The sequence below is a fragment of the Pseudomonas sp. NBRC 111131 genome (assembly GCF_001320525.1).
Classification (GTDB): Bacteria; Pseudomonadota; Gammaproteobacteria; order Pseudomonadales; family Pseudomonadaceae; genus Aquipseudomonas; species Aquipseudomonas ceruminis.
In genome coordinates this window covers 1-22,430 of sequence record NZ_BCBH01000040.1, presented here as the reverse complement: position 1 = coordinate 22,430, position 22,430 = coordinate 1, and the positions used below count along the sequence as shown (strand labels likewise).

Below are 22,430 nucleotides of genomic sequence, written 5' to 3'. Positions count from 1 at the left end.
CAATTGATAAGGGGCCCGAAGGCCCCCAATTTGATCATCCCTTGATCCCATCGCCACCCTTAGTGCGTCTGTTGTCGCCCCCTGCTCCCCCTTTGGGCGCCAAGTGCTCGAGGCGGCTACCGAAGATGTTCATCGCGTTACGCATCCGTTCATTGTCCTCACGGCCCACCGATGCTGCGGCGTGACCACCGACCCAGTTAATGACCTGGTCGGGAACGATCAGGATCAGGTTGAAGCAGCTGTGGACCAAGGTCAAACACATGCTGCAGTAGATCGCCAAGTAGAAGATGATCGAGAACAATCCCGTCACAGAGTCGAACTGGGCGTTGGCCAGGGCAATCCCGAAGCACTGGTTGAGCAACGTGCCTCCTGCGATCAGTGCAGCCCCGCCTAAGAAGAACCCGACGACCATCAGTGCAGGGCGGATCATCACGTTCAGCAGGAAAATATAGCCATGGGAGGTTTTGTGGCCCATGCCCTCCCCTTCGCTACCCAAATGCGTAAAGGCCCACAGTGGCGCCGCAATGATTGCTTCGCCAACCACTACCAGCCAGTTGACCGCGGCCCCGAACCAGATGATGAATGGAACCATGGGGAGATATGTCGAGAGCGTACCGCCCAGAATGAACATCGCCAGGACGAGGCCAATGATGAATGGTGATACACCTTCAAGCACGCCGCTCAAAGCATCTCCAACCGATGTCACGGCGTTTGCCACCTTGGCGAATACGCCGGCAACACTCCAGCCATCCTTGACCTTCTCGATGGCCTTCGCGGTCACATAGGCGCCCATGGCCGTTTCTGCCGCAACCATCGTGAAGTCGCCCAGGTTCTTCATCTTGATCAGGGGGTTGAGCTGACCCAGCCCTTCGCCGCCGGCATTCACGTCGATCAGGTAGTTCACGATTCGCTGGCCAGGCGCAGCGAACATACTCCCGATGATGTTGCCCGCATCCGCGCCTACGACGCCTTTGGAGTAGTCGCCGGTAGCACTGGTGCCTGCCGTAGGGGTGTAGGAGGTTGTTTCCTGCTGGGCCTTATAGGCCGCGTAGGCTTCGTCGTATACGGATACGACTGAGGGATCTCCGCTGGTCGACATACCGAACACAGTTGCTTTTGCGGCCATGGCGTCAGAAAGTTTGGTGTTCGCTTGAGCGAAAGTCTGATACCAGGCACCCAATACCCACCATCCCGATTTGCTGATGTTTGAGCTGAGTTCCTGAGCAAGTCGCTTGATGTCCCCTTGCTTAGTACCGGCGACCTTGTTCACCGAGTTTTCATAGGTCTGCGCTGCGATCTGGATGGCGTACTCGCTGTCGGGCAGAGCCGTTTTAGACCCACTGGCTCGTTGGACAGAGGCATTCACAAACGACTGGGCCGACTGGCTCAGGGACGCCTGCATAGCCTTCAGCGCATCCAGGTGCGCCTGCCTGATATCGGCTACATCGATCGTGCCGCTGATAATGTTCGTGGAGGCCGGCTGTGCTGTGAGGTCGCCACTGATGTCCGCTCCACCACAGACAAAGCTGTTGTTTTTGAGGATGAACCCTTTGTTAGTAGCGGTCTGTTGAATGTAGCCGCCCGGAATGACCAGGCCACCGCTCGCTTGGGCTTGAGCGATGCCGGCATTGATACCGTGCAAGCAAAGGTTGGCTTCATACACACTGTGCGCCAGAGCGGCAGTTGAGGGCATTACTGGCTGCACGACCATCGATTGGCCATCTTCAAAACTGGAGATCGCAGCATCGACGCCGAGGTTGGCCACACCAACCCCCATTACTGACGCCGACCACAGCATCAACAGCTGCGAGAGCGACCAACCGTTGGCAGTAGGGACCAGCGACACGACACCCCACACAAGTCGCACAGGTCCCCACGACGAGGACTGCTGACGGTCGAAGATCGATCCATCGTGGGCAGTGCGCGTCAGCTTGCGGAATACGATATAGCAGGCCCACATCGCACCCACGACAAGCAATGCGCTGTTAAACACCTGGAAGATATTCGCGAGGATGGTGTCGCCACTTCCGCCGGCCGAGGCCAACGGGTTGTTCACGACCTGGCCATAGATGGAGACAAGCGCTTCACGCGATTTATCGCCGCTGCGCTTGGCCGCTTCCGAGATTTCGCCCAGTGTGGTGCTGTCAGCCCAAGCCAAGGTGCTGCAGAGCATGGCAGCAATCACGGCAAATGCTTTGTGCTGAATTCTCATGGCCGGCCTCCTTTCCCGTGGCCGTATTCAGGATCGAGCAGCTGCCGGAACCAGTTCCGGTTCTCCCGAATGAAGTCCTTCAAGCCACCTTTTTCCTCCTTTGAAAGGCGCTGCGTCTTGAGCTGCCATAGCCGCAGCTGGGCGCTCAGAGCCATTGCGAAGAGTAGAGGCATTGCCGTGGCGATCGAGAGCAAGCCCTGGACCACCCCTTTCGACGAGTCGAAATGGACTCCAAGCAAAATGCCGAGCACTGCGAAGAGTCCCAAGACCAAGGCTGCCAGCTGGCAGGCCCGCTTGCGAGACAGAAAGTAGCGATAGAGCTCAGGAATGGACATGGCTCCAGGCTTGCGATTTTTCATCGCCTCGCTGAATGACAGCTGCTCACTATCAGCCTTCTCACGACGGTCGCGCAGTGTTTCCTTTGCTTCGGCCGACAATTGCCGAATGACCTCTAAATGCTCCTTGGACCTGGAGACTTCGTTTTTGGCCAGTCGATAAGTCTGACGCATGGCCCAGAACGGAATTACTAGGTGGAGCCCGATGGACAGCCCCCGACGGACCTTGGAAGACTGCAGCTTTTCTTCACTCATCAGTTGGCCCCCCCCATGCGACCGTTAACAGCCCGGTATTTTTCACCCAAGACAGGCTCGAATTCCTGGCGTGCAGAGCTGGCCAGGTTCAGACCGTTGATGATGTTCCCGCGGGTCACATCGTTGCGCAGTTCGAGTAGCAACCAGTTGGTCTGCGTTTGGACGCGGATCTGCTCACGCACCAGGTTATCGCCTGTCATGTTCTGCAGATCAGCCTGGTACTCTGTGTTTGCGTAGCGACGCCCCACCTCGAAATACTCGAATTCGCGGGCCGACATGGTTCCCGTGCGCTTAGCTTCTGCCGAGGCAATCTTTTGGTAGTAAGACTCAGCCGATTTTGAGGACCGTGCCTCTTTAAGCAGATCTTTAGTTGAGTCCAGTGGTTGGCTTGCGGCGATCATTTGATCTTGAGGATCCGTCGCAGCGGAGATGATCGAGTTGTACTGGTTCATCAGGCCGATGTACTGGACACCAGCGTCAGATTCGGCCTGCCCCTTCTTGAGCTGGGGAGCCACTGAACGCCGCGCGGAGTTCTGCGTGTACATCCTGGCTGCGTCGGTTTGCGCCTGAGTAAAGGTGAGGTCCTGGTCCTTGCCATCCTTGCCGGCGCCGATAGTCAACGAGTCGAGGCGTTTGTCGGCCCCGGGCATGGTAGTCGAAACGGCTGGGCAGGCTGTTGCTCCACCATATGCAGCGTAATCATCGGTATCGCAGTAGTCAGCATGGATGCTTGCCGAGCGCATGGCATCGATCGAGGGCGGCTGGGCTGGAGCAGTAAGAGCCTGGTTGATTTTGGTGCTGGCAGCTTTCCCCCCTCCACCTGTGCGGATAGAGGCTTTTACTGCTGCAACCCCCGCCCTGACTTCATTGAAACCGCCCGAACCGGATTCGCTGCAGATCGAGTTGGGCACGTAGTAGTTCTGGCGGGCATTCTCGTAGCGACGGCTACGCTCCTGATTCGCGTCAAACTCCCGTTGAACCCGAGCAGCAGTTTCAATGGTATTAGCAACCTTGCTTGCGCCTTGGGTAGTCGCGGTACCCACCTGGTAAAGCAGCTGGCTAACCGACAAGTTCATGGCGTTCACTGAGGCTGTTGTAGCGGCGATCGCCCCGGTCAGAGTGACCGTTGAGGTTCCGATCGCGCCTACGACGCAGCCGTCGCAAAGCGCGTAGGCGGGGGTTGAAGCTGCGGAGCCGATCAGGAGAGCCACGGCAAGAGGAGTAATGCGGAATATGGTCTTCATACGTGTTCTCCTCGGGGGCTTTGTTCGGCGTAATACGCGGTAACCAGATCCTCTGCCAATTGCTTCACAACACTCAGCTTGGCGTTGGACGTGGACGCGTATTCGAGTGCTTCGATGTGTGACTTGGCAGTGCCAAGAGGGAAGCGTTTGGCGAGAACCTGGCGAGCAGCCATAGGACCGATCCGCTTGTACAACTCGGTTCGCAGCGCCGTATCCTGTTGGGTGGTGGACATTGCCCAGAGCTCAAGCGGACCAGTTGTGTTGGTCAAAATCTGGGTGATCGTGCCTTGGTTCGTCTTGAACAGGGCGAGCATGTTCGCGCCATTGCGCCCTGGACCTGTGCACTGCAGGTGCAGTTGTTGGATTGTTTCGTGAGATACCTTGAAGGTTTCGCGCAGCACGTTTTCGTCATCCACGTTGCCGCCTCGCAACACGTAGACCGAAGTGGCCGCGTTGAGCAGAGCAAGTGGGAAGTCGCGCAGGTACTGGGAAATAACCATGATACGGATACCCCATTTTCGGCCTTCACGACCGTCCTTCACCAGCGTTTGCACTGGGGTATCCATGCCCTCGGTGTTGTGCCATTCGTCATAGGCAATGGTCTTCTGCTGCGAAGCCACATCCTCAGCACGTTTAAGGTGGTAATCGAGGTACAGCGGCGGAGCTACGAGGCGGATGTCTTCCTCGCGCAAGAAATAGTTCTTAGCCCCCAGGTGGCGGGCAAACATGTACATGCAGGACGTTTTGATCGAGCCCTCAGGCGTCTTCGACCCAATCACGTCATTGAGGTCCACCGAAATGACTCGTGTCGTCGAGTCGACTTCAAATCGTGTACGACCGGAAAAAACGGCATAGGTCGTCGATGCCAATGTGAAGCAACGGCCCATGTATTTCAGCAGCGGTTCGCCGGCGGCGGTTTTGATTTCACCGAAGGTTTGACGCACGCCTTCGTTGTTCAGCATGGCAGTGAAGTCCGGCAGGACAGGGGAAGCCTGGCGGTGAGCGTAGGTTGCTTCACGCACATAGCCTGCAGCGAACAGCATGTCAGTCACTTCGTACCAGGTTGCAGCGCTCCACCACTTTTCATCATGCTCAGCGCTGATTCCCGACTCGGCTAGTACCTTGTCAACCGCAGGCACTACATCCGGCTCATACTGATTCGCCCCCCGCCCCGCTTTGTCGTCATATACAAGGGTCATCAACATTTCGTTGACTGCGGCACAGTCGGATGGTGTGCGAGCTTTTGCCCCGCCTTGGCCATCAGTGGCGACGCTGGCACAGAGCAAGTTCAAGAAGTCGACGCAATATTCGCGCTCGCGGCGAGTGGGCTGACGCGCCCCAAGCTGGGGGTCGAACGGATTCGATGCGAAGTCGCGATTGTTCTGCAGTCTGAGGTACGCCGCCTCGGACTTCCGATGATCAGGAAGCGAATCCTGGATCATTTGAATCAGACCTGAGGAGGATGGCCCAACATCCACGATCGTTAGCAATGGGAGCTGGGTCGCACCTGGACGATGCAACGTCGCGTTGTGCATGCAGTTTGCGGCGACCGATTTACCCGAGCCAGGAATACCAGAGACAAGCTCAATCCACGTGTCCTGGATCGAGCTGCCGAGCCCAATCGGAAAAATCTTTCCGTCTGGAGTCCGAGTGATCCACGAACCATTATCGGGCCACGGCGTCGCCGGCCGCTGCAAAGGCAACATTTTCATGGCCTCTTTCAACGGTGGTAGAAGACGGTTAGCGGTGTTTTTGGTGGTGAAGCCTGGGATCGAAGACGCGAGAGCGGCCATGGGGTCACCATGGGTTTTCTGCACCTGACAGGTGCCCCAGGACTGGATTGCCTTCTCCAGGCGTGAAAGCCGGGTTTCGAGATCTGTTTTGGTACTGCTCCAGGAAGAGGCCATCACTTTCATCGACATGACCGCCTGATCTTTCGATATGGCCTCTAAGTCCTTGAAAGAATCACGGATCGCCCTGTTATCAGGCAACACGCCGACAAAGCCGACCATCAATTTGCGCGCTCGCATCATTGAAAGGCCGCCCGGCGAGATATCGAAACGAATCCGCCACGGATCCTTTTTGCCCACTGCGTCGAACAGCTTTGCGAAGTGAACGACGTCTTGTGGGCCAAGCTCCATTGCAAGCGATCCGTGCCACAGGCTGTCGGTCTTGACGTAGTTACCCATGGGCTCAACGTCGTTGCTGCAGATTTGGTAGCTGAGGCGCGGGGGTACAAGCTCCGAATAGTCTTTGGCGTCAGCCGAGCCGCGAAGCATGAAGCGATCGCCGACGATCTGGGGTCGGAACTTCTGCGACGTCCCTTCCCGATTCAACATGATCCTGATGCGCTTGATTGCCTCGTGGGCGCTCAAAGGCTTCATCATGATGCCCTTTTTGCCCTCGACCCCACATGAGATGAAGTCGTCCATGAGTCGATCAATCATCGTGTCATGGCGGTACTTGAGAGCAGCAAGGGCAAATGCGGGATTTTGCCCATAGGTGAGGCGCGGAAGCTTGTGCTTCGAGGCTTTCTTAGCCAGCTCGCCGAGTTCGCGATCCTGTTCTTCCTTGCTCAAGGACGTGAGGTGCGTGTAGACGACCAGCAGGTTTTGCTCCCACGCACAATGCGGAGCGTTTCGCTTCACTCGATCAAGAATGATGTCCTCGCTTTTGAGGCCGATTCGTCGGGCGGTATTCAACAAGGGTTCGGCGAGGCGCATAAGCTCATCGGTAGCACGCTCAGGATCACGCTCGAAGCTGAACGTCAGGCTATGGCCCTTTTCACGCATATATCCGGTCATGCGGATGCGCAGGGACTCCAGCATCTCTGAAAACTCAGCTTCAGAAAGCATCTGGTACGTGCCCTGCAGATCGAATACTGTCAGCAGCGAGTAGTCACTGTTGACCAAGGTGTAGGGATCCTTCAGATCCGGGGATTTCTCGATATCAGCATCGGTCAGCCCCACAGCAGTGGCCAGTTCGCAGTAACTGGTCATGTCCTTGTGAATGAAGTGTTTTGCGAGGTACTCCAAGGTACCTTCCAGTGCGTCTACGCACTTATCGAGAAGTCCCATGCTGCCTCCTTAGCTCGGCGCGTTCATCACATCGTGATGTACTTGGGCCCACGTAGAAGTGGGAGCTGCGCCATACGCATCCTGTGCCCAACCCTTAACGACCTGGCTGAACTGAGCGGGATTGAAAATGACGCTCAACCCTTGGAAAACGAGGGAGTTAACATCGGCGTCAACCTTGCCGAGGCGAGTCATCGCCTCAGCGAAAATTTTGGGCGAGTGAGTGCCCCAGGCCTTTTCGGTGTATTCCCGATGGGAAGCCATCCAGTTGAGGATTTTCTTCGCGTCCGCCTTCGTTTGTTCGTCCCCGGTTTCCAAGGCGATCATGGTGGCTCGCTGCAGATGATTCGCATCCTGGGGAGACAAGCCCGGGAGGTAGGCGATGAAGGCTTGGCCGTCGTCGATTTCACCCAGGTGCTGCCACCCATGACACAGCGGATCTACAAGCCGGAGATTTTCCGGCCGCAGATCCTGATGGTTATGGTTAATGTTGTGAACATGACCGGCACGAGCGCGTACACCGCAGAAATAGCACTGCCCCTGCGCCTGACGGGTAATGGTCGCCCGCATTTCGGCCGTCAGTTGCTCCGGGTTGGGCTCGATCGCGTTTGGAGTGGCATCCCCCCAAACCCGCGCTTTCGTGGCCATGGCCATCAGCGGAAGAACGGGTTTCTCGAAGTTTTGGCCAAGCCCCGATTCCGGTACTGTCTGAACCTGTTTCACGTCGCTCATGCAGTCTCCAAGGCAGCCATGTTTCGGGCTGCCAAGTGGTCTTGATCAGTTAGGAACTTTGCCGAATTCGCTACCGCTGATACCCACGGTCTCGCCGGCAGTGGTCATCATGAAACCAGTGCCGCCCAGCGCTGCCCCGGCGAGCATCGGGCCCCAGATCTGCTTGCCAGTAATACGCGAGTTCTCGTCGTTGGTTTTCTTCCACATGTTCATGCCACCGAAGGCAGCGCCGGCGAACCCAAGCGCCAGGAAAATTGGACCAAGGCTTTCTTTGATGTCGTCGCCCTGTTCACTGCCCTTCTGAGCCATACCGGCGAGACCGTCTGCATAAGCGGTTTTGGTGACCAGCAACGTGGACATGGTGATGCCAGCAGTCATGAACATGAGGCCCCGCTGCATGGGGTTGGCTTTGTATTCCTCAGCTTTGGTCACCAGGCGGATATGGCCACGACGCACAGCATCAACAGCAAACTCGATAGGGTTAAATTTCATGATGACGCTCCTTGTTTTGTTACCAGTAGAGTTGGAAGGTGGCCTGGAAGGCCTCGATCACCTTGTCGACATGTGTCAACGCAGCGCCGAAAATCATGTGGGTGAGGCCACGCCAAATGGCGTCGTCGCCCCCCTGTGAACTTTCTCCCTCTAGTGCAGCTTTCTTCATCAGCAGCAACCCTTTGAAGAAGAAGCAACCGCCTGCAAATGAAGCAAGGGTCAGCACCGCGTTTACAGCATCCTTGAACCTGCCAAAGCTATCGGCTCCGCTGTAGGAAATGGCCCCGTAGGTGGTAGAGCCGCTACCAAAGCTCGTCCAGGTTGTACTGATCATCCCGGACATGTTGAACAGAGCAGCGCCAATCACGAGCACCGCGAATGTGCTGCCGAGCGTGATAGGACGGTGGCCAGGTTCAATGGTGGCAAGCTGCATCCGACGCAGCACGGTTCCCGCGTAAACCATCCCAGCGAGAGCGCTCAAGGACCAGAGCAACCCCCACAGTACGGCGACCAATGAGTTGGCCGCTGAGATGATCATGCTTGCCAGATCCATATTCGGTTCCTTAGCGGATCACGCCATGAGTAGTGGTGACTCGACGTGCCACAGGGTCAATCCCCGTGATCTTCACGCCGTCTACGAGATCGCCCACCTGGACTACGAAAGTTTTTTCTCCGTGCTGAATCCAGGCTTGGTCTGAATAAACGGTATTCAGGGTGTAGCCAGCCATTGCCGATGGTTGGCTCACCTGAGCTTGACGGCGTACAGCGGGCGAATGGACAACTTTCTTGCCCACATCCGCTTTGTCCGATTCGAGAAGAGCGACCTTTGCTTCTAATTCGCTGATGGTTTTTTGCAGACCGACCACTACTCCGCTCAGGCTCCCCACTTGCTCATTGAGGCCTTTCAGCTGTTCGGCAGATAGAGCGGACTGTTCCGGACTCGCTGCCGGTACCACTGCCTCTTGAGGCTCCGGTTCAGGGGCCGTCAAAACGTTGTTCACAGCGTCTTGTTGCACTGGAGTGGGCTGCTGTTGCGCGCTGGTTTGATGTTTCGGAAACAGCTTGGGCACCATCACGAAGAGGACTGCCAGCACTACCGCCAGTACCAAGAAATGCCAGGCTTCAATCCGGTTGACGAAATTGACGATACGCTTCTTACGGTCGCCCTGGATCGCGTTAGCCGGAGATGTTTTCTTGGACTGTTGCTCTTCGGCTTTCGGCGCCTCAACCGGTTTACCCGACTGAGCGCCAGTTTTGAAAATGTCCAACTCTTCCGCTGCTTGTGTAGTCATGTGAAAGTCCCCTGCCCTAACTCAGTAGCGAGTTGGATCGATGATGGTTGGCTGGCCCATGTACTGCTGGCCATATCCTGGCGAGACACCCTGGTACCCACCGAACCCGTTTGAGTTGGTTGCACCTGCGGCATTTGGTGAGAGGCGATACTGTTGCTGAGGCTGGCCACCTGGTTGGCCGAGGGTATTCAGCTCAGCTTTCTGGTTCGCCATCAGCGCGTCCTTTTCCAACTGGTCACTGGCCAGCACTGGTCCAACGAACTGAACACCGATCGTGGAGTTGATTGGACGGATCACTTGTTTCTGCGGCATGTTGGCGGCGTCATTGGCCAGCACCTGCCCGGCCTGTTGGCCGATACCGCCGGCAAAGGTGCCCGCGACGGCTTTCCCACTAGGCGTCGTTGGATATGTCTGAATCACGGCGCCTTCGCTCGTGATGATGTTCTCCGAGGCGGAGCGCTCGTACAGCTGACCAGTTTTGCCGATCGCCAGAGCCAGGGCAGGTAGAATGATTCGGCTGAAGTAGCGGTTGTTCACATCACCCGACAGCGCCGTACGCATGCTTTCAGGATCAACCGCTTTGGCTGTGATCTTGTAGCTACGGCCCTTCCACTCCATGTAGGTAAAGGTCATATCAATGGTTTCGTTGAGGCGCTTGTAGCCCATCGCGAACACCCTGGCGCCTGCGAGTCGGCCACCTGGGATCTCAGCTGTAACCATCGAGTTTTCGTCAGTGTCGAGCTCGGTTTTAAGCAGCGCAGGCGTTAGGAAGAAACCGTCCACGACAACCTGGTCCTGTGCCTTGCCAGCACGCGAGTTCGTAGATTGCGCAGTACTCGCGGTACCAGCAGCACCTCCTGCGCTAGTCAGGGACGCGGGTTTGATAGACTGCGAGTACGCCTGTTCCTGGGTCGTGGTGCCGGTCCCATGGGTTTTCACCGTCCAGCCGGTCATGAAGGCACCCACCTGATTCGCGACAAGCTTGTCCATTTCTTTGTTGCGCTCGACGGGCTGTTGGGGCTGTGCCGCGGCTTGGTAGTAATAGTTGACCTGAGGCTGTTGCTGCTGGCCCGAACCTGCCTTATCCGCAGTTCCCGCAGGGTTCGCTTGGGCGGTTGACATGACGGACATGTAGGACTGCCCGTTCGACTCTGCCTGCTTGGCGTTGTTGTGGTTGTATTTCTCCAAGACCCGGCGATAGGCCTCACTCTCTTCAGTGGTGCCCCCCTTGCCATCACCGTTGATTACCCCGAGGTTGGAGCTGGTTTGATGGCGGCTATTGAGCCAGGTGTAACCGGCATAGCCGAGGGCTGCGACAGCAATTACTGCCGCGAGGATGGTTACCTTGGTCTGCCTTCCAATGTCAGCTTGAGTGCTCATGCGCTACCTCAGTAAATGTCGAGTTGGAGGGTGACTTTTTGACCCATCTGGGAGAGGGTGATGAAGGGAGTCACGGGTAAGCGGTACACACGAGTACCGTCGCCGGCAGCGAGGGTGTTATCGAATGCAGTTTGAAAATCCTGGCGAGTACGGACGTAGAGATTCCCGTCGTATTGCCAGATCTGGGTATGCGAAGGCACTGCGCCTTGCGCCTTCACCTGTTTGGCGTCTTTTGGTGGAATCCCATCCAGAAAGGCCTGCAGGAGGTCGTCGTAGAGGGCAATCTTCCCCGGGCCCATCACAGCCGCCTTGGCCAGCGGGCCACGGCCTGGAACACGCAGATCAAGCCGAGCGTCATACACACGGGCTCGGTCCTTCTTCCCATCGGGTTCGCCACTGACGATTTTGACGATCACCGGTGTTGTAGCCCCTTCCAAGTACAGAGCTAGGCTGCCGGTCTCGTAAGCCGATGGAGTCGACACCACCACTGTATGGGTACCCTGCAGCCATTCCGCGCTATAGAGATCGGGGTTGGAAACACGAGGCGTAGCGGCCAGCGGCCACGGAGCTCCCGTTGAGTCCAGCACGATGAGGTTGGACAGCTCACCGGGAACCACGCGCAACACAGGCATCGATGCGCCAGGACTCAAATCAACCGATACGCTGGAAATACGGGGGATTCCCCGTACTGGCTGCCAGGCCTTCGCCTTTCGCGTGTTCTCCAACGCCTGTCGCATTTGCTTGATTTGCTCAGGGGTGAATGGCTGAGCGACCTCCATCGCCTCGTCGAAATGATCATTTTCAGGCGGGTTCAGGGGAGGCAGTGGAGCTGTACCGTTTTGCTGTTGAGGATCTCCAGCGGGTTGCCCTGCCACGGCGTAATTTGCTGGCCCGTAGTTGGTCTGTGGGAAAGCACTCTGCATCTGAGGATTCACGCCAGGCTGTGGAGCACCTGGCGCGGCGGGAAAGCCCGACTGCCTGCTAGGACCTTCAACCCGGACCCATTGCCCCCCGTTCGGCGCTTGAATGGGTTGCTGTTGGCCTTGCGTGGGTTGGCCTTGAGGTTGGGCTTGCGCACCATTGCCTTGTTGCTCTGCCTGAGCCGTGCCGATCGCTAGCGTCAAGACTGACGCGACGAAGACTGATTTCATCATCATGGGTTCCTCCTTACCGGGGCGTGGTGACAATGCCGTCCAGCCCTACGCCCACGATGGAATCCAGTGTGGGAATACGTGCGACAGGCACTTTGGCGATGAATCGCTTGGGTTGAAGGTCGGTGGTTTGGCCGACCAGCTTGATCTCGATCGGAACTTCGATATGGCGGACGAAAACACCGTCAACAATCTCGGATTTCACTAGCACGCCGGTTTCAGTGGTAACCGTCATGTTCATGCGCTTGGATTTAACGAGGTCCAGGTAGCCTGCTGACTGCAGCTGCTCCAAATACTGTGCAAACCCGCGCTTGGTCCAATCGCCACGTACGTCTTCAAGCTGTTGCCTGTAGTCGGTGAAGTTGATCGTCATCGAGCGGTTCAGCGCATCCCGTGCGAATTGAATCGCCTCGGCGTCGGTGATGTACGGCTCTTCAAGAGGAACCAGCCTGACGATCCGGAGGCCGTCGGCTGCGAAGTACACGTAGTGTGGGTGCATCACAAACCAGCCGAACACACAGTTCAGGCCTATCGAAATTGCAAGTCCCCAAGACAGGACCAGGTTTGATTTGACGATGCTGGACGTATGGCTGGCCAACTGCTTGCGATCTTCCAGATCACGTGCAACTGGATCGACTGCATCCTGGTTTTGATGCAGTTTTTCAGCGATTTCTATCAGCTCTTGTTCGTATGCTGCACGTCCGAGATCCTCCCTCGATCCAGGATGTTCGAGATGCGGCGCTGCTGCGTCCCTGATGTTGGTCATGTCTGGCCCTCCGTTTTCCGTATTCTAACCATGATGCGGAATCGGTCAACACAAAAAAACCTTTTGCCTGACCCGTAATAACGGGGGCCGCATGCTTTCTAGGTTTACGGCATACCTACAATACGAAATTGCCAGTAATGGCATTGTGATTTCATTACGACTCGTACTTCACCGATATTTTCTGGTATGGGTCGTATTTCACCGATGAAATGTGCGCAGGATTTGGCCTTCAACCCCCCCAAAACAGGGGCTTGCAGGTCAAATTTCGGGTGATCAAAACCCGCCCTGGGGCAGTGGCCTGCATTCGTACATCACCGATGCCAGTCGTATATCGCCGATGCTGTTTTTTTTCACTTGCTGTGGCTCGTATATCGCCGATTTTTCGGTTCGTACATCACCGACAGTTACGTCGTATATCGCCGATGCGAAATTTCGTATTTCACCGACGTACGAAGCGTTCGGATCCCCCGACATACAAGGGCAGTCGTGGGGAGGGGGTTCGGGATCAATGCGGCTACCCGCTTAGACAACGCAGCCCATTCTAATTAGAAAAACGGTTCTGAAATTTGGAGGGAACCCAGTAAATACGCGGGTTTCAGCGGGTTGACGGGGCGAAACTGAGCCTCTAGCCTTCGCCAAAACTTGCTCAACGAATGCCACTTTTTAGGAAGGTTTTATCGAAAGGTCGAGCGATTAAAAGAGGGATCCGGCCACCGTTGCCGGGCAAAAAAAAAGAGCCCACACATCTGGTCCTGGCAGATCGATGACGTGAGGGCCCCTTTCAGGTAATTCGAGTATGGACACCTGCACTCTGCTGCGCAATACGCGGCACGGGTTAATTCGCCCTGAATTTGTCAGCTTCTTCATTGAGGCCTGCTGGTGAGCAACCTCATCACGGCAGCTTCGACGGCGCCTGCGCACCCGGGTTATTACCAGCCGGCGTCAGCGATGAGCCGTATCCTCGAAGAGGCTTCTTATCTCGCACGCTGCAGTGACAATAAAACGGCGATGAGAGTACGGCCGCGTGAATACGCGATCCGCTACCCCTACATGCAGGTGAATCGTCCTGGCCGTGTGTCATGGCTCGTTTTCGATCTCGACCATACCAACTCCCTGATTTGGGAGGAGCATGGGCTTCCCCCCCCCAACTTCATTGTCCGTAACCGAAACTCAGGCAACTCGCACCTCTATTATGCGATTGCTCCGGTGTGTACCACCGAGCGAGCCCGTGAAAAGCCGATCCTGTACATGAAGGCTGTCTACGACAGCATGGCCGCACTGCTCAAGGCTGACCCCGATTACCACAGTGGTCCAGTTGCCAAGACACCAGGTCATCCTTGGTGGATCACCACCGAGCTGCACAATCATGTCTACGACTTGGGCGATCTGGCTGAAGAACTCGACTTGGCCAGGCCGATGCCTTTGTGGTCCAAAGGACCCGACATGGATGCAGTGTCCCACTCCAGGCATTGCACCTTGTTCGAACGTGTCCGTTTCTACGCATACAGCATCGTCAATGCTGAGCGAGCTGGAGGTTACTTCGAGTCGTTTTACTCTCGGGTCCTTGCGCAATGTCACAACGACAACCGTTTTCGCACGCGAGAGCGTTGCAACGACCTGCCCTTGTCATCAGTGCGCGCCACGGCTAAATCGATTGCCCGATGGACCTGGTCCCATTACCGCGGAAGTGGTGACTATCATCGTGGTGTGATGGAGCTTGATCGATCGCTGCCACTCGAGGAGCGCCAGAGCCTCGCCGCCAAACGGACCCATGCAGTCAGGCAAAACCAGACCGCAAACAAGATCCGTGGGGCTTGCCGGCAGTTGATCGCTAAAGGGGCTCATCTTACCTACACGGCTATCGCCCTGACTGCAGGCGTCTCTCGCCAAACGGTGGCCAAGTACAAGGCGGTCATCACAGAAGCACAGTCGCCGTCGGTTGTTCCCCTTCGCCCTAAGCAGCCGCCCCAGACCACCCCAGCAGCACAACCAGCCGGTCCAAACCATGGGGCTGAGCCAATTAAACCTGGTGTAAAGGATGCTGTATATCAGGTACCTGCCCCTACCGGGGCTGCTTTGCTTCCGCCGTTGCCTGATTAGTTATTCAGATGGTGGGTGTTCATGGGGAGTGATTCGACACACTGATCCTCCAGCCTGCACTACATAACCTGCTCTCCTCCGTGCCACCTTCATCCCATCCTTAAATATCTCCGTTAGGTGCGGTGCCGCTCTTGTTAATGGGCGTGCTCCTACGTGGAATCTGGTGCATCTCACCCTTACGAATGGCTCAGATTGCAGCGTAGAGCGCCCTCTTTATTTCTGGATGGTCTTTGAGCTGGCATGTGTCAGGGATTGCCAGGTTGCTGCCTCTATCACGGAGAGCGTGGTTAATCGGAAACCTTGTGGAATGTGTGGGTTCTTGGGCGGGTGATGATTGACCTGGCCAGCGTCGTGACGAATCAGATTCGAGCGGAAAAAACCCAAGAGGATTTCGAATCGGTCGTGACGGCAAGCTTCCAGTCATCTTCCAGGCCCAGGAGTGCCTTCACATGTACGACCGAATCATTCAACTGCTCATGCTGGCCGTTGCGACGATTAGCTTGATCATCACGCTGTTGCCTCCACCTGCACCTACCTCCATTCCCAGAACCCTCTAGGGGTGCCCGCTGAATTCGGAAAAAATCGTACGCTAAGGTTTTCCGGGCAATCGTAGCGGCCTGAACTTCCCGACCTCCAGCCTGCGGCTCTGCCGCCAGACGTAATCGCCAGTCAGGTTGATGTGCTCCCAGCCCAGCGGCAACAGGTATTGCAGCAGCTCGCCGTCCACCGACTTGCCTCGACCAGCCCCAAGTGATGCGCTCCAGATACATCGTGTTCCATAGCACGATGGCCGTCACCAAGTTTGGGCTTCTGGCTCTGTAGCGCTGCGGCTCGAAGTTCCGATCCTGATTTTGCCTAAAACTGGACACTAGCTATTGTCTTTGAACAACGTCGATACGGTACGGGCAACATGGTCTGCACCGTCACTGATTTCACGCATAATAGTTGTTACAGTTGCGATCTGATCGTTGTTTTCTTCGGCGCTTCTAGCGATGCTGTTCATATCTATATTCAGTTGCTGAGTAAGCTTTCCGTTAGCAGTTACCACATTCTGGATTTCCACGGTGGCACTGCTAGTTCGAGCTGCCAACTGACGAACCTCGTCGGCTACTACAGCAAAGCCTCGGCCCATTTCACCCGCTCGGGCAGCTTCAATTGCGGCGTTAAGTGCTAGTAAGTTAGTTTGTTCTGCCACGCCTTGGATGGTGGTAACAATTTTCTCGATATCTTTAGCCTGAGCATTTAGCTGTGTAATCAAAATAACCGCACCGTTTATTAAATTAAGTGTGCTCTGAGATAATTCAATTGAACTAGCAAGGGACTCCATGCCCCGCACGGAAATTTGAGATGTCTCCTCGGCGGTGGTGAAGGAAAGCTCTGCGGCTTGACGGATTTCATCAGCCTTATGCTTCTGCGAGCTGACGTCGGTGGCAAATTTTAACACTTTCACAACCTGGCCGGCTTCATCAACGACGGGGTTGTAGGTGGCCTCAAGATAGATGGTCTCTCCCGATGCGGTCTTGCGCTCAAATTGCCCGCTGAGAAAAGTTCCTCCCTTTAAACTCTGCCAAAAATTTGTATTTTCTTGATAAAAATTATCGAAACAGAACATTCGGTGGTGTCGACCCTTGATATCGCTGAGGCGATAACCCATAGCACGGAGGAAATTCTCATTTGCATGCAGAATGTCACCGTTAGGTGTGAACTCGATCTCCGCCATCGAGCGGGAGATGGCTGCATGGACGGCTCTTAGTGAGAGTAACTCGTTTTCTCTCTGAGTGACATCTGAGCCAATCTTAATGATTTCAATAACTTTTCCATCTTGATTTTGAACTGGAATATAAGTAGCCTCAATCAATATTAAGTTACCGTCTTTGCGCAGCCGCCTAAATAAACCTGATTGAGGATGGCCGTCAGCCAATTTCTGCCAGAAGCGCGAATAATCAGCTGTGCTAGCATAATTCTTTTCGCAGAAAATTCTGTGGTGCTGCCCTGCTATTTCTTCGAGTTTGTAACCAAGCATCTCTAGAAAGATATTGCTCGCATAGATTACGCTCCCGTCTGGCCTGAATCTGATTTCCGCGACATTTCGATTTATTGAATCAAGCTGCCACTGTAGTTCTGAGAGCTTATTTTCTGTGTCCAGCAGTTGTTTGTTTTTATTGAAAAACATAATCATTACCTTTGCGCAAATAAAATAATACTTGGGGCCTAATTTATACTGTATCGGTTAGCGCAACCGCTTCTTGAGAGCATAGCTCTTTATAGTTGGTAAATTAGCGATTTGCAGCCATGTGTCATATTGAGCTATGCCCTAACTGGGCGTCAGGCCGGAACCTTGGGCAGTGTCAGAATAGGGCCGATTCCAGCATTTTCTGACGACTCGCCTGCAACCTCTAGGGCCTCAACCTGACAGGCCGCACGCTTAGCGTACGATTTTGTCCGTTTTCTCTATCGTCCCCTCCATGCCCGACGGACGGTCGCCGGCCCGCCCTGGTCGAAGGCCGCCCCACTCGGCCCGGCGAGGCCCGGCCAAGGTTGGACAGTTGCAGCGGCCAAAATCGCCCCCTGCGGCCTCCTGGGCGCGTTTCTGGTGCCAAGGTAGGCTTGCCCCCTGACTGACAGCTTCCGCGTTGTGTGGGCGATTCTGGAGGCTCTGACGCTGCTCCGGTTGCAGCGCTCCCGCCCCCTCTTTGGCGTTCAACCTGTCGTTTTCAGAAGACGGCTGCACTGAACGTCAGAAGCCGACTGCACTATAGCAGCGGAGGGGTTGGATCCATCAGGCAACGACGGGCTGCTGCCGGCCAATAGCCGACAATGACGACACTGGAAATCCCCGCCTGTGAGCGTCGGCTCAGGGCGGGACAGCGTCATCCAGCTACCTGCGCCACTGACTCAGCCTTGTCCAGCCGGCCGCGCCGCACGAACAGACTGACCAGCCGTTGACGGATCGCCACCTGGAGTTCCGCCAGTTGTTCCGGCGTGATGCGAATTTCACCCGCTCGACGAGCGCAACACCGGCGCCGCCTACGCCAAGAACCGGCGAATCGAACTCAAACTCACGAACCGCTGAGCGCCGCGTCACCGCGCTGCTGCGCCAGCCAGTCGCGCGGGGCGCAGCCCATGCGCACGCGGAAGGCGCGCGCCAGAGCGTTCGGGCTGCCGTAGCCGACGCGGTCGGCCACCACCGCCACCGGCCGCCCCTGCTTGAGCAGGGTGCAACTGACGTTCATCCGCCAGTCGGCCAGATAGTCGCCCGGCGTGACGCCCACCGCGTCCTTGAACGCGGCGGCGAAGCGCGCGCGTGACATGCCCGCCTTCGCCGCCAGCGCCTCGAGCGACCACGCGGTCTGCGGCGCATCGTGCATGGCGGTTATGGCGCGCGCGAGTTTCGGGTCGGCCAGGCCCGCCAGCAGTCCGGTGGCGCCAAGCCGCCCATCCATCAGATAACGCAGCAACTGGATCAGTAGCAACTCGCACAAGCGGTCGATGGCGGCCTGCCGACCGCACTGGTCGCGCTCGGCTTCGGCAAACAGCAACTCTAGCGTCGGCCCGAGGCCGGGCAAGTCCGCCAACGGAATCAGCAGCATCGACGGCAAGGCCATGGCCAACGGATTGCCCGTCGAAGCGCCCAGGTCGACCTCCGCACACAACCGCTCAGCGGTATCGCCGGGGGCGGCGACAAAACGATGCGACGCCACGCGCGGATAAAACAGCAGGCTCGGCTCGGTAACCAGCAGATCTTCATGCACGGGCGAACGCACCGTAATCGGGCCGCGCCGCACCAGATGGATATAGCCATGCGGCGCCGCGTAATGATGCTGCCCACAGAAGGCGCCGCTGTGAAAAACGCGCGCCGAAAGCGAGTAGTGCCGGAGCAAGCCGGCCAGTCGATCCGCCATTCCACTCTCCATATAAGACGATAGGTTACGTATTTGATACTTTACGTGCCATATCGTACCAAACAAAGGGCGATCATGCCCACGTGCTCTTGCACCTCACCCACTACGGAGATAGACATGACCCAAATCGCCCCCCTGACCATCGACACCGCTGACGCCGCTACCGCTGCCACACTCAAGGCCGTCAAAGCCAAGCTTGGCATGGTGCCGAACCTGTTCGCCACGCTGGCCCACGCGCCGGCGGCGCTCAATGGCTACCTCGGCTTGTCCGAAACGCTGGGCACCGGCCGCCTGAATGCCTCCCAGCGCGAGATCGTTGCGCTCGCTGCCGGTCAAGCCAATCGCTGCCAGTATTGCCTGAGCGCACACACCCTGATCGGCAAAGGTGCCGGACTGTCGGCAGAGGCCATCGCCGCGGCCCGCACCGGCCAGGCGGCCAACGCACTTGACGATGCAATCGCCGGCTTTGCCCGCGCGCTGGTCGAGCAACGCGGCGTGGTGTCGGCCGACGCCATGGCCAACTACCGCCGCGCGGGGCTCGACGACGGCCTGATACTGGAAGTGATCGCCAACGTCGCGCTGAACACGCTCACCAACTACACCAACCACATCGCCGACACCACGGTGGATTTCCCCGTGGTCGCCGTCTGATCTCCATAGGCATATAAGGAGAACACGATGAAAATCGCACTCACCGGCGCTCTGCTCGCCAGCGCCCTCGTCCTGCCACTGGCCGTCACGGCCGGCGACTTTTCGCCCTATGTGGACAGCCAGGGCGGCATCAGCCGCCCCACAGACTTCCGCACAAACTTCGTCCACCTGGGCTCATATGCGGTGTTGGACGAAAAATCCGCCTCTCGCGGCTTGCACGATGTGTACACCGAAAAGGCCTCGGCCGAGCACTACCGCAAGACCGGCAAGTTCTTGGACGGCGCCACGCTGGTGAAAGAGATCCGCAAGCTCGAAACCAGCGCCATGACCACTGGCAACCCTGTGGTCTGGGGTTCCGATGCGGCCGTGTGGTTCGTGATGGTCTAGGACGCCAAAGGCCGTTTCGCCAGCAACCCCTTGTGGGGCGACGGCTGGGGCTGGGCGCTGTTCAAGGCCGACGCCCCCGCCAAGAATGTCGCCGTCAGCTACGAAGCCGACTGCATGGGCTGCCATGTGCCGGCGGCCAAGACCGACCGCGTATTCATCCAGGGCTATCCGACACTGACCCAGCACTGACTTGCTGCCGGGTTACGCTTCGCGCAGGATGGCACCTCCGTCCTGCGCGAGCCACCCTTTCCGGAAGCGCGCCATGCCGACACTCGACGCCTTTCTGACCGACGTCCGCGCCTGCACGCGCTGCGCACCGCATCTGCCACACGGCGTGCAGCCGGTCTTCCAGTTTCACCCGAGTGCGCCCATCCTCATCGCCGGCCAAGCACCGGGGGCCCGGGTCCATGCCTCAGGCGTGCCCTTCGACGACGCCAGCGGCGCGCGTCTGCGCGCCTGGCTGGGCGTGGACCGCGACACCTTCTACGACCCTACCCGCATCGCCATTCTGCCCATGGGCTTCTGTTATCCGGGCACCGGCAAAAGCGGTGACCTGCCGCTACGCCCGGAGTGCGCCCCCCGCCTGGCGCGAAGCCTTCATGCAGCGTTTCGAGCGCCTGTCGCTGGTCATCGTGCTGGGCAGCTACGCCATGGACTACCACCTCGGTACTGGCAAGACGCCGCTCACCCGGGTGGTCGAAGCCTGGCGCGAGCACTGGCCGCAAGCGTTCCCCCTGCCTCACCCTAGCCCGCGCAACAATCGCTGGCTGGTGCGCAACCCCTGGTTCCAACAAGACGTGCTGCCCGCGCTGCAAGCACGCGTCCAGGCAGTCCTCACCGCCAACCCCAAGGAAACCCCATGACCGACGACACCGCCGCCATTACCGAGCTGCTGCACAAGTACTACGACACCCTGGCCTGGGCGAACGGAGACAGGCACCGGCTTTGGAGCGATGAACGACGGCTTCAGGTGCGGTAGCTGACGCCTGGGACCTCAATCACCGTATGACCGGGTCGAAAGCGGTCCTTTCTCTGACAACATCGCCCTAGCCCGCACTCAACCCCCACAACACATCCAGCACATGTTGCGTAGGCCGCTCGACGTCCCCACCACGGTGGGCAATACCAAGTTGACGCCACAATAAGGGCTGTAATGGCCGCATGACGATCCTGGTATCGGGCAATGGCGTGGAGGCTTCATGCGGCAACAACGTCGCACCATAACCGGCCGCCACTAGGCTTTTGATCGCATCGTTGTAGTTCAGTTGAATACGCGGCGTGGGCTGCCGTCCATCACTGGCGAACCACTCCGAGGTCAAGCGCGAAAGCCGAGTAGTTTTGTCATTCAGAATTAATGGCTGGGCGGCCAGCCAACCGGGGGTCACAACATCCGGGCATTCCCAGCGAGCCGGCAAGAAGGCCATGACCGGGTCCCGCCGCCATGGCTCGATCCGCAATTCCTTCACCGGGGTCTGTGGCAGCGCGACCAGACCGATCTCCAAAGAGCCCTCGGCAAGCTTCTTCAAAGTTTCCTGCGACGTGAGCACCGCGACCTGCACATCGATAGCGGGGTGGCGTTGGCCCAACGTCTCCAAAGCTTGCGGCATCAACTGTGCGATGGCCCCTGTGGAGGCACCCAGCCGCACACGCCCGGCCAAGCCCTGCACCTGACGCTCCACGTCCTCAAGCGCCTGCTCCGCATCCGCCAACAGGCGCCGCGCGCGCTCCACCAGCGTTTCTCCAATCGCCGAAGGCTGAATGCGCCCACGTGTGCGCGACAACAGCTTTCCGCCAACCCGCGACTCCAGGTCGGCAATATGCAAACTGACCGTGGGTGGCGCGAGGTGCAGCACACGGGCCGCCTCGGCAAACGAACCCAGGTCGGCAATGGCCACCAACGTGCGCAGACGGTCCAGGCTGATTTCGCGCATGAGTCACTCCTTGTTCAGAAAAGCTGAATTTCATCGTTTAGAAATTCAACTTTTCCTATCTTAGCCCCTCACTGAAGATTGGAACTCCTGATTTCCTATGTCCGAGAGCATTCCATGGCAAGTCCTCTTATATTCATCGACGGCGACCAAGGCACCACCGGGTTGCAAATCCATCAACGTCTACGCGACCGGACCGATCTGCGGCTTATCACGCTCAGCCCCGAACATCGCAAGGATCCGCAACGTCGCGCCGAAATCATCAACGCCTGCGACATCGCGATTCTCTGCTTGCCCGACCAAGCCGCACGCGACGCTGTAGCGAGCATCGAAAACCCCGCCGTTCGGGTGATCGATGCGAGTTCGGCGCACCGCACCCATCTAGACTGGACCTATGGTTTCGCGGAGATGAACTCGCAGCAGGCCCAACGCATCGCCACGGCACGGCGGGTCAGCAATCCCGGTTGCTATCCCACGGGGGCGATAGGGCTGCTGCGCCCATTGCTGGAGGCCGGGTTGCTGCCCAGGG

Annotated in this window: 18 protein-coding genes and 4 pseudogenes; 6 read left to right on the top strand and 16 right to left on the bottom strand. The window is 57.5% G+C overall.

What is annotated here, in order from left to right; all coding sequences use genetic code 11:
• Nucleotides 1-34: 34 nt before the first annotated feature.
• Genes APH34_RS24820 through APH34_RS24770 form a run of 11 tightly spaced genes read right to left on the bottom strand, consistent with a single transcriptional unit; the run spans nt 35 to nt 12,933 of the window.
• Nucleotides 35-2,212 carry a DotA/TraY family protein gene (locus tag APH34_RS24820; RefSeq protein ID WP_054903372.1) on the bottom strand — a complete coding sequence of 726 codons (2,178 nt, stop codon included), beginning with the start codon at nt 2,210-2,212 and terminating at the stop codon, nt 35-37.
• A complete protein-coding gene (locus APH34_RS24815; RefSeq protein ID WP_009682444.1) occupies nt 2,209-2,802 on the bottom strand; it encodes a hypothetical protein in 594 nt (197 codons plus the stop codon). Before APH34_RS24815 ends, APH34_RS24820 begins: the two co-directional genes overlap by 4 nt.
• A complete protein-coding gene (gene traW, locus APH34_RS24810) occupies nt 2,802-4,046 on the bottom strand; it encodes a conjugal transfer protein TraW (RefSeq protein ID WP_054903371.1) in 1,245 nt (414 codons plus the stop codon). The genes APH34_RS24815 and traW overlap by 1 nt, the downstream gene beginning before the upstream one ends.
• The gene (locus APH34_RS24805) at nt 4,043-7,123 is read right to left on the bottom strand and encodes a conjugal transfer protein TraU (RefSeq protein ID WP_054903370.1); all 3,081 of its coding nucleotides are present in this window, start codon (nt 7,121-7,123) and stop codon (nt 4,043-4,045) included. The genes traW and APH34_RS24805 overlap by 4 nt, the downstream gene beginning before the upstream one ends.
• A gap of 9 nt (nt 7,124-7,132) precedes the next feature.
• Complete coding sequence (locus APH34_RS24800) at nt 7,133-7,852, bottom strand: HNH endonuclease (protein ID WP_054903369.1); 720 nt, start codon at nt 7,850-7,852, stop codon at nt 7,133-7,135.
• Between the two features lie 45 nt (nt 7,853-7,897).
• The gene (locus APH34_RS24795; RefSeq protein WP_054903368.1) at nt 7,898-8,344 is read right to left on the bottom strand and encodes a DUF6750 family protein; all 447 of its coding nucleotides are present in this window, start codon (nt 8,342-8,344) and stop codon (nt 7,898-7,900) included.
• 19 nt (nt 8,345-8,363) lie between these two features.
• On the bottom strand, nt 8,364-8,897 hold the full coding sequence (gene traQ, locus APH34_RS24790; protein WP_009682438.1) for a conjugal transfer protein TraQ: 534 nt from the start codon (nt 8,895-8,897) through the stop codon (nt 8,364-8,366).
• A 10-nt stretch (nt 8,898-8,907) separates the two neighbouring features.
• Nucleotides 8,908-9,636, bottom strand: coding sequence for a hypothetical protein (locus tag APH34_RS24785; protein WP_054903367.1), 729 nt, complete (start codon nt 9,634-9,636; stop codon nt 8,908-8,910).
• Between the two features lie 21 nt (nt 9,637-9,657).
• Nucleotides 9,658-11,016 (bottom strand): conjugal transfer protein TraO, encoded by a 1,359-nt coding sequence (traO, locus tag APH34_RS24780; protein WP_054903366.1) that lies wholly within the window; start codon nt 11,014-11,016, stop codon nt 9,658-9,660.
• Between the two features lie 8 nt (nt 11,017-11,024).
• On the bottom strand, nt 11,025-12,173 hold the full coding sequence (locus tag APH34_RS24775; RefSeq protein WP_054903365.1) for a DotH/IcmK family type IV secretion protein: 1,149 nt from the start codon (nt 12,171-12,173) through the stop codon (nt 11,025-11,027).
• A 10-nt stretch (nt 12,174-12,183) separates the two neighbouring features.
• On the bottom strand, nt 12,184-12,933 hold the full coding sequence (locus APH34_RS24770; RefSeq protein ID WP_009682434.1) for a DotI/IcmL family type IV secretion protein: 750 nt from the start codon (nt 12,931-12,933) through the stop codon (nt 12,184-12,186).
• Nucleotides 12,934-13,812: 879 nt separating this feature from the next.
• Here APH34_RS24770 and APH34_RS24765 point away from each other — a divergent pair.
• Nucleotides 13,813-15,033 carry a replication initiation protein gene (locus APH34_RS24765; protein ID WP_054903364.1) on the top strand — a complete coding sequence of 407 codons (1,221 nt, stop codon included), beginning with the start codon at nt 13,813-13,815 and terminating at the stop codon, nt 15,031-15,033.
• 589 nt (nt 15,034-15,622) lie between these two features.
• Here the strand turns inward: APH34_RS24765 and APH34_RS24760 are convergent.
• The 4 genes and pseudogenes from APH34_RS24760 to APH34_RS24750 all read right to left on the bottom strand — a co-directional run.
• Nucleotides 15,623-15,881, bottom strand: a pseudogene (locus tag APH34_RS24760) (Tn3 family transposase); the annotation flags it as partial.
• 20 nt (nt 15,882-15,901) lie between these two features.
• Nucleotides 15,902-16,360, bottom strand: coding sequence for a methyl-accepting chemotaxis protein (locus APH34_RS30455; RefSeq protein ID WP_255260238.1), 459 nt, complete (start codon nt 16,358-16,360; stop codon nt 15,902-15,904).
• A gap of 87 nt (nt 16,361-16,447) precedes the next feature.
• Nucleotides 16,448-17,206: pseudogene (locus APH34_RS30450) on the bottom strand (PAS domain-containing protein); the annotation flags it as partial.
• Between the two features lie 886 nt (nt 17,207-18,092).
• Nucleotides 18,093-18,935 carry an AraC family transcriptional regulator gene (locus APH34_RS24750; protein WP_049275859.1) on the bottom strand — a complete coding sequence of 281 codons (843 nt, stop codon included), beginning with the start codon at nt 18,933-18,935 and terminating at the stop codon, nt 18,093-18,095.
• 117 nt (nt 18,936-19,052) lie between these two features.
• Between APH34_RS24750 and APH34_RS24745 the strand changes: the two genes are divergently transcribed.
• The 4 genes and pseudogenes from APH34_RS24745 (at nt 19,053) to APH34_RS29795 (ending at nt 20,836) form a co-directional block, all read left to right on the top strand.
• The gene (locus tag APH34_RS24745) at nt 19,053-19,586 is read left to right on the top strand and encodes a carboxymuconolactone decarboxylase family protein (RefSeq protein WP_020309197.1); all 534 of its coding nucleotides are present in this window, start codon (nt 19,053-19,055) and stop codon (nt 19,584-19,586) included.
• A gap of 27 nt (nt 19,587-19,613) precedes the next feature.
• Nucleotides 19,614-20,162, top strand: a pseudogene (locus APH34_RS24740) (cytochrome P460 family protein).
• 28 nt (nt 20,163-20,190) lie between these two features.
• Nucleotides 20,191-20,721: a uracil-DNA glycosylase family protein gene (locus APH34_RS30090; protein WP_077203601.1), complete on the top strand. Its 531-nt coding sequence runs from the start codon at nt 20,191-20,193 to the stop codon at nt 20,719-20,721.
• On the top strand, nt 20,624-20,836 hold the full coding sequence (locus APH34_RS29795; protein ID WP_223866296.1) for a hypothetical protein: 213 nt from the start codon (nt 20,624-20,626) through the stop codon (nt 20,834-20,836). The genes APH34_RS30090 and APH34_RS29795 overlap by 98 nt, the downstream gene beginning before the upstream one ends.
• 183 nt (nt 20,837-21,019) lie before the next feature.
• Here the strand turns inward: APH34_RS29795 and APH34_RS24730 are convergent, their stop codons facing one another.
• Complete coding sequence (locus APH34_RS24730) at nt 21,020-21,904, bottom strand: LysR family transcriptional regulator (protein ID WP_003465017.1); 885 nt, start codon at nt 21,902-21,904, stop codon at nt 21,020-21,022.
• Between the two features lie 114 nt (nt 21,905-22,018).
• Between APH34_RS24730 and APH34_RS24725 the strand changes: the two are divergent.
• Nucleotides 22,019-22,430: pseudogene (locus tag APH34_RS24725) on the top strand (N-acetyl-gamma-glutamyl-phosphate reductase); the annotation flags it as partial.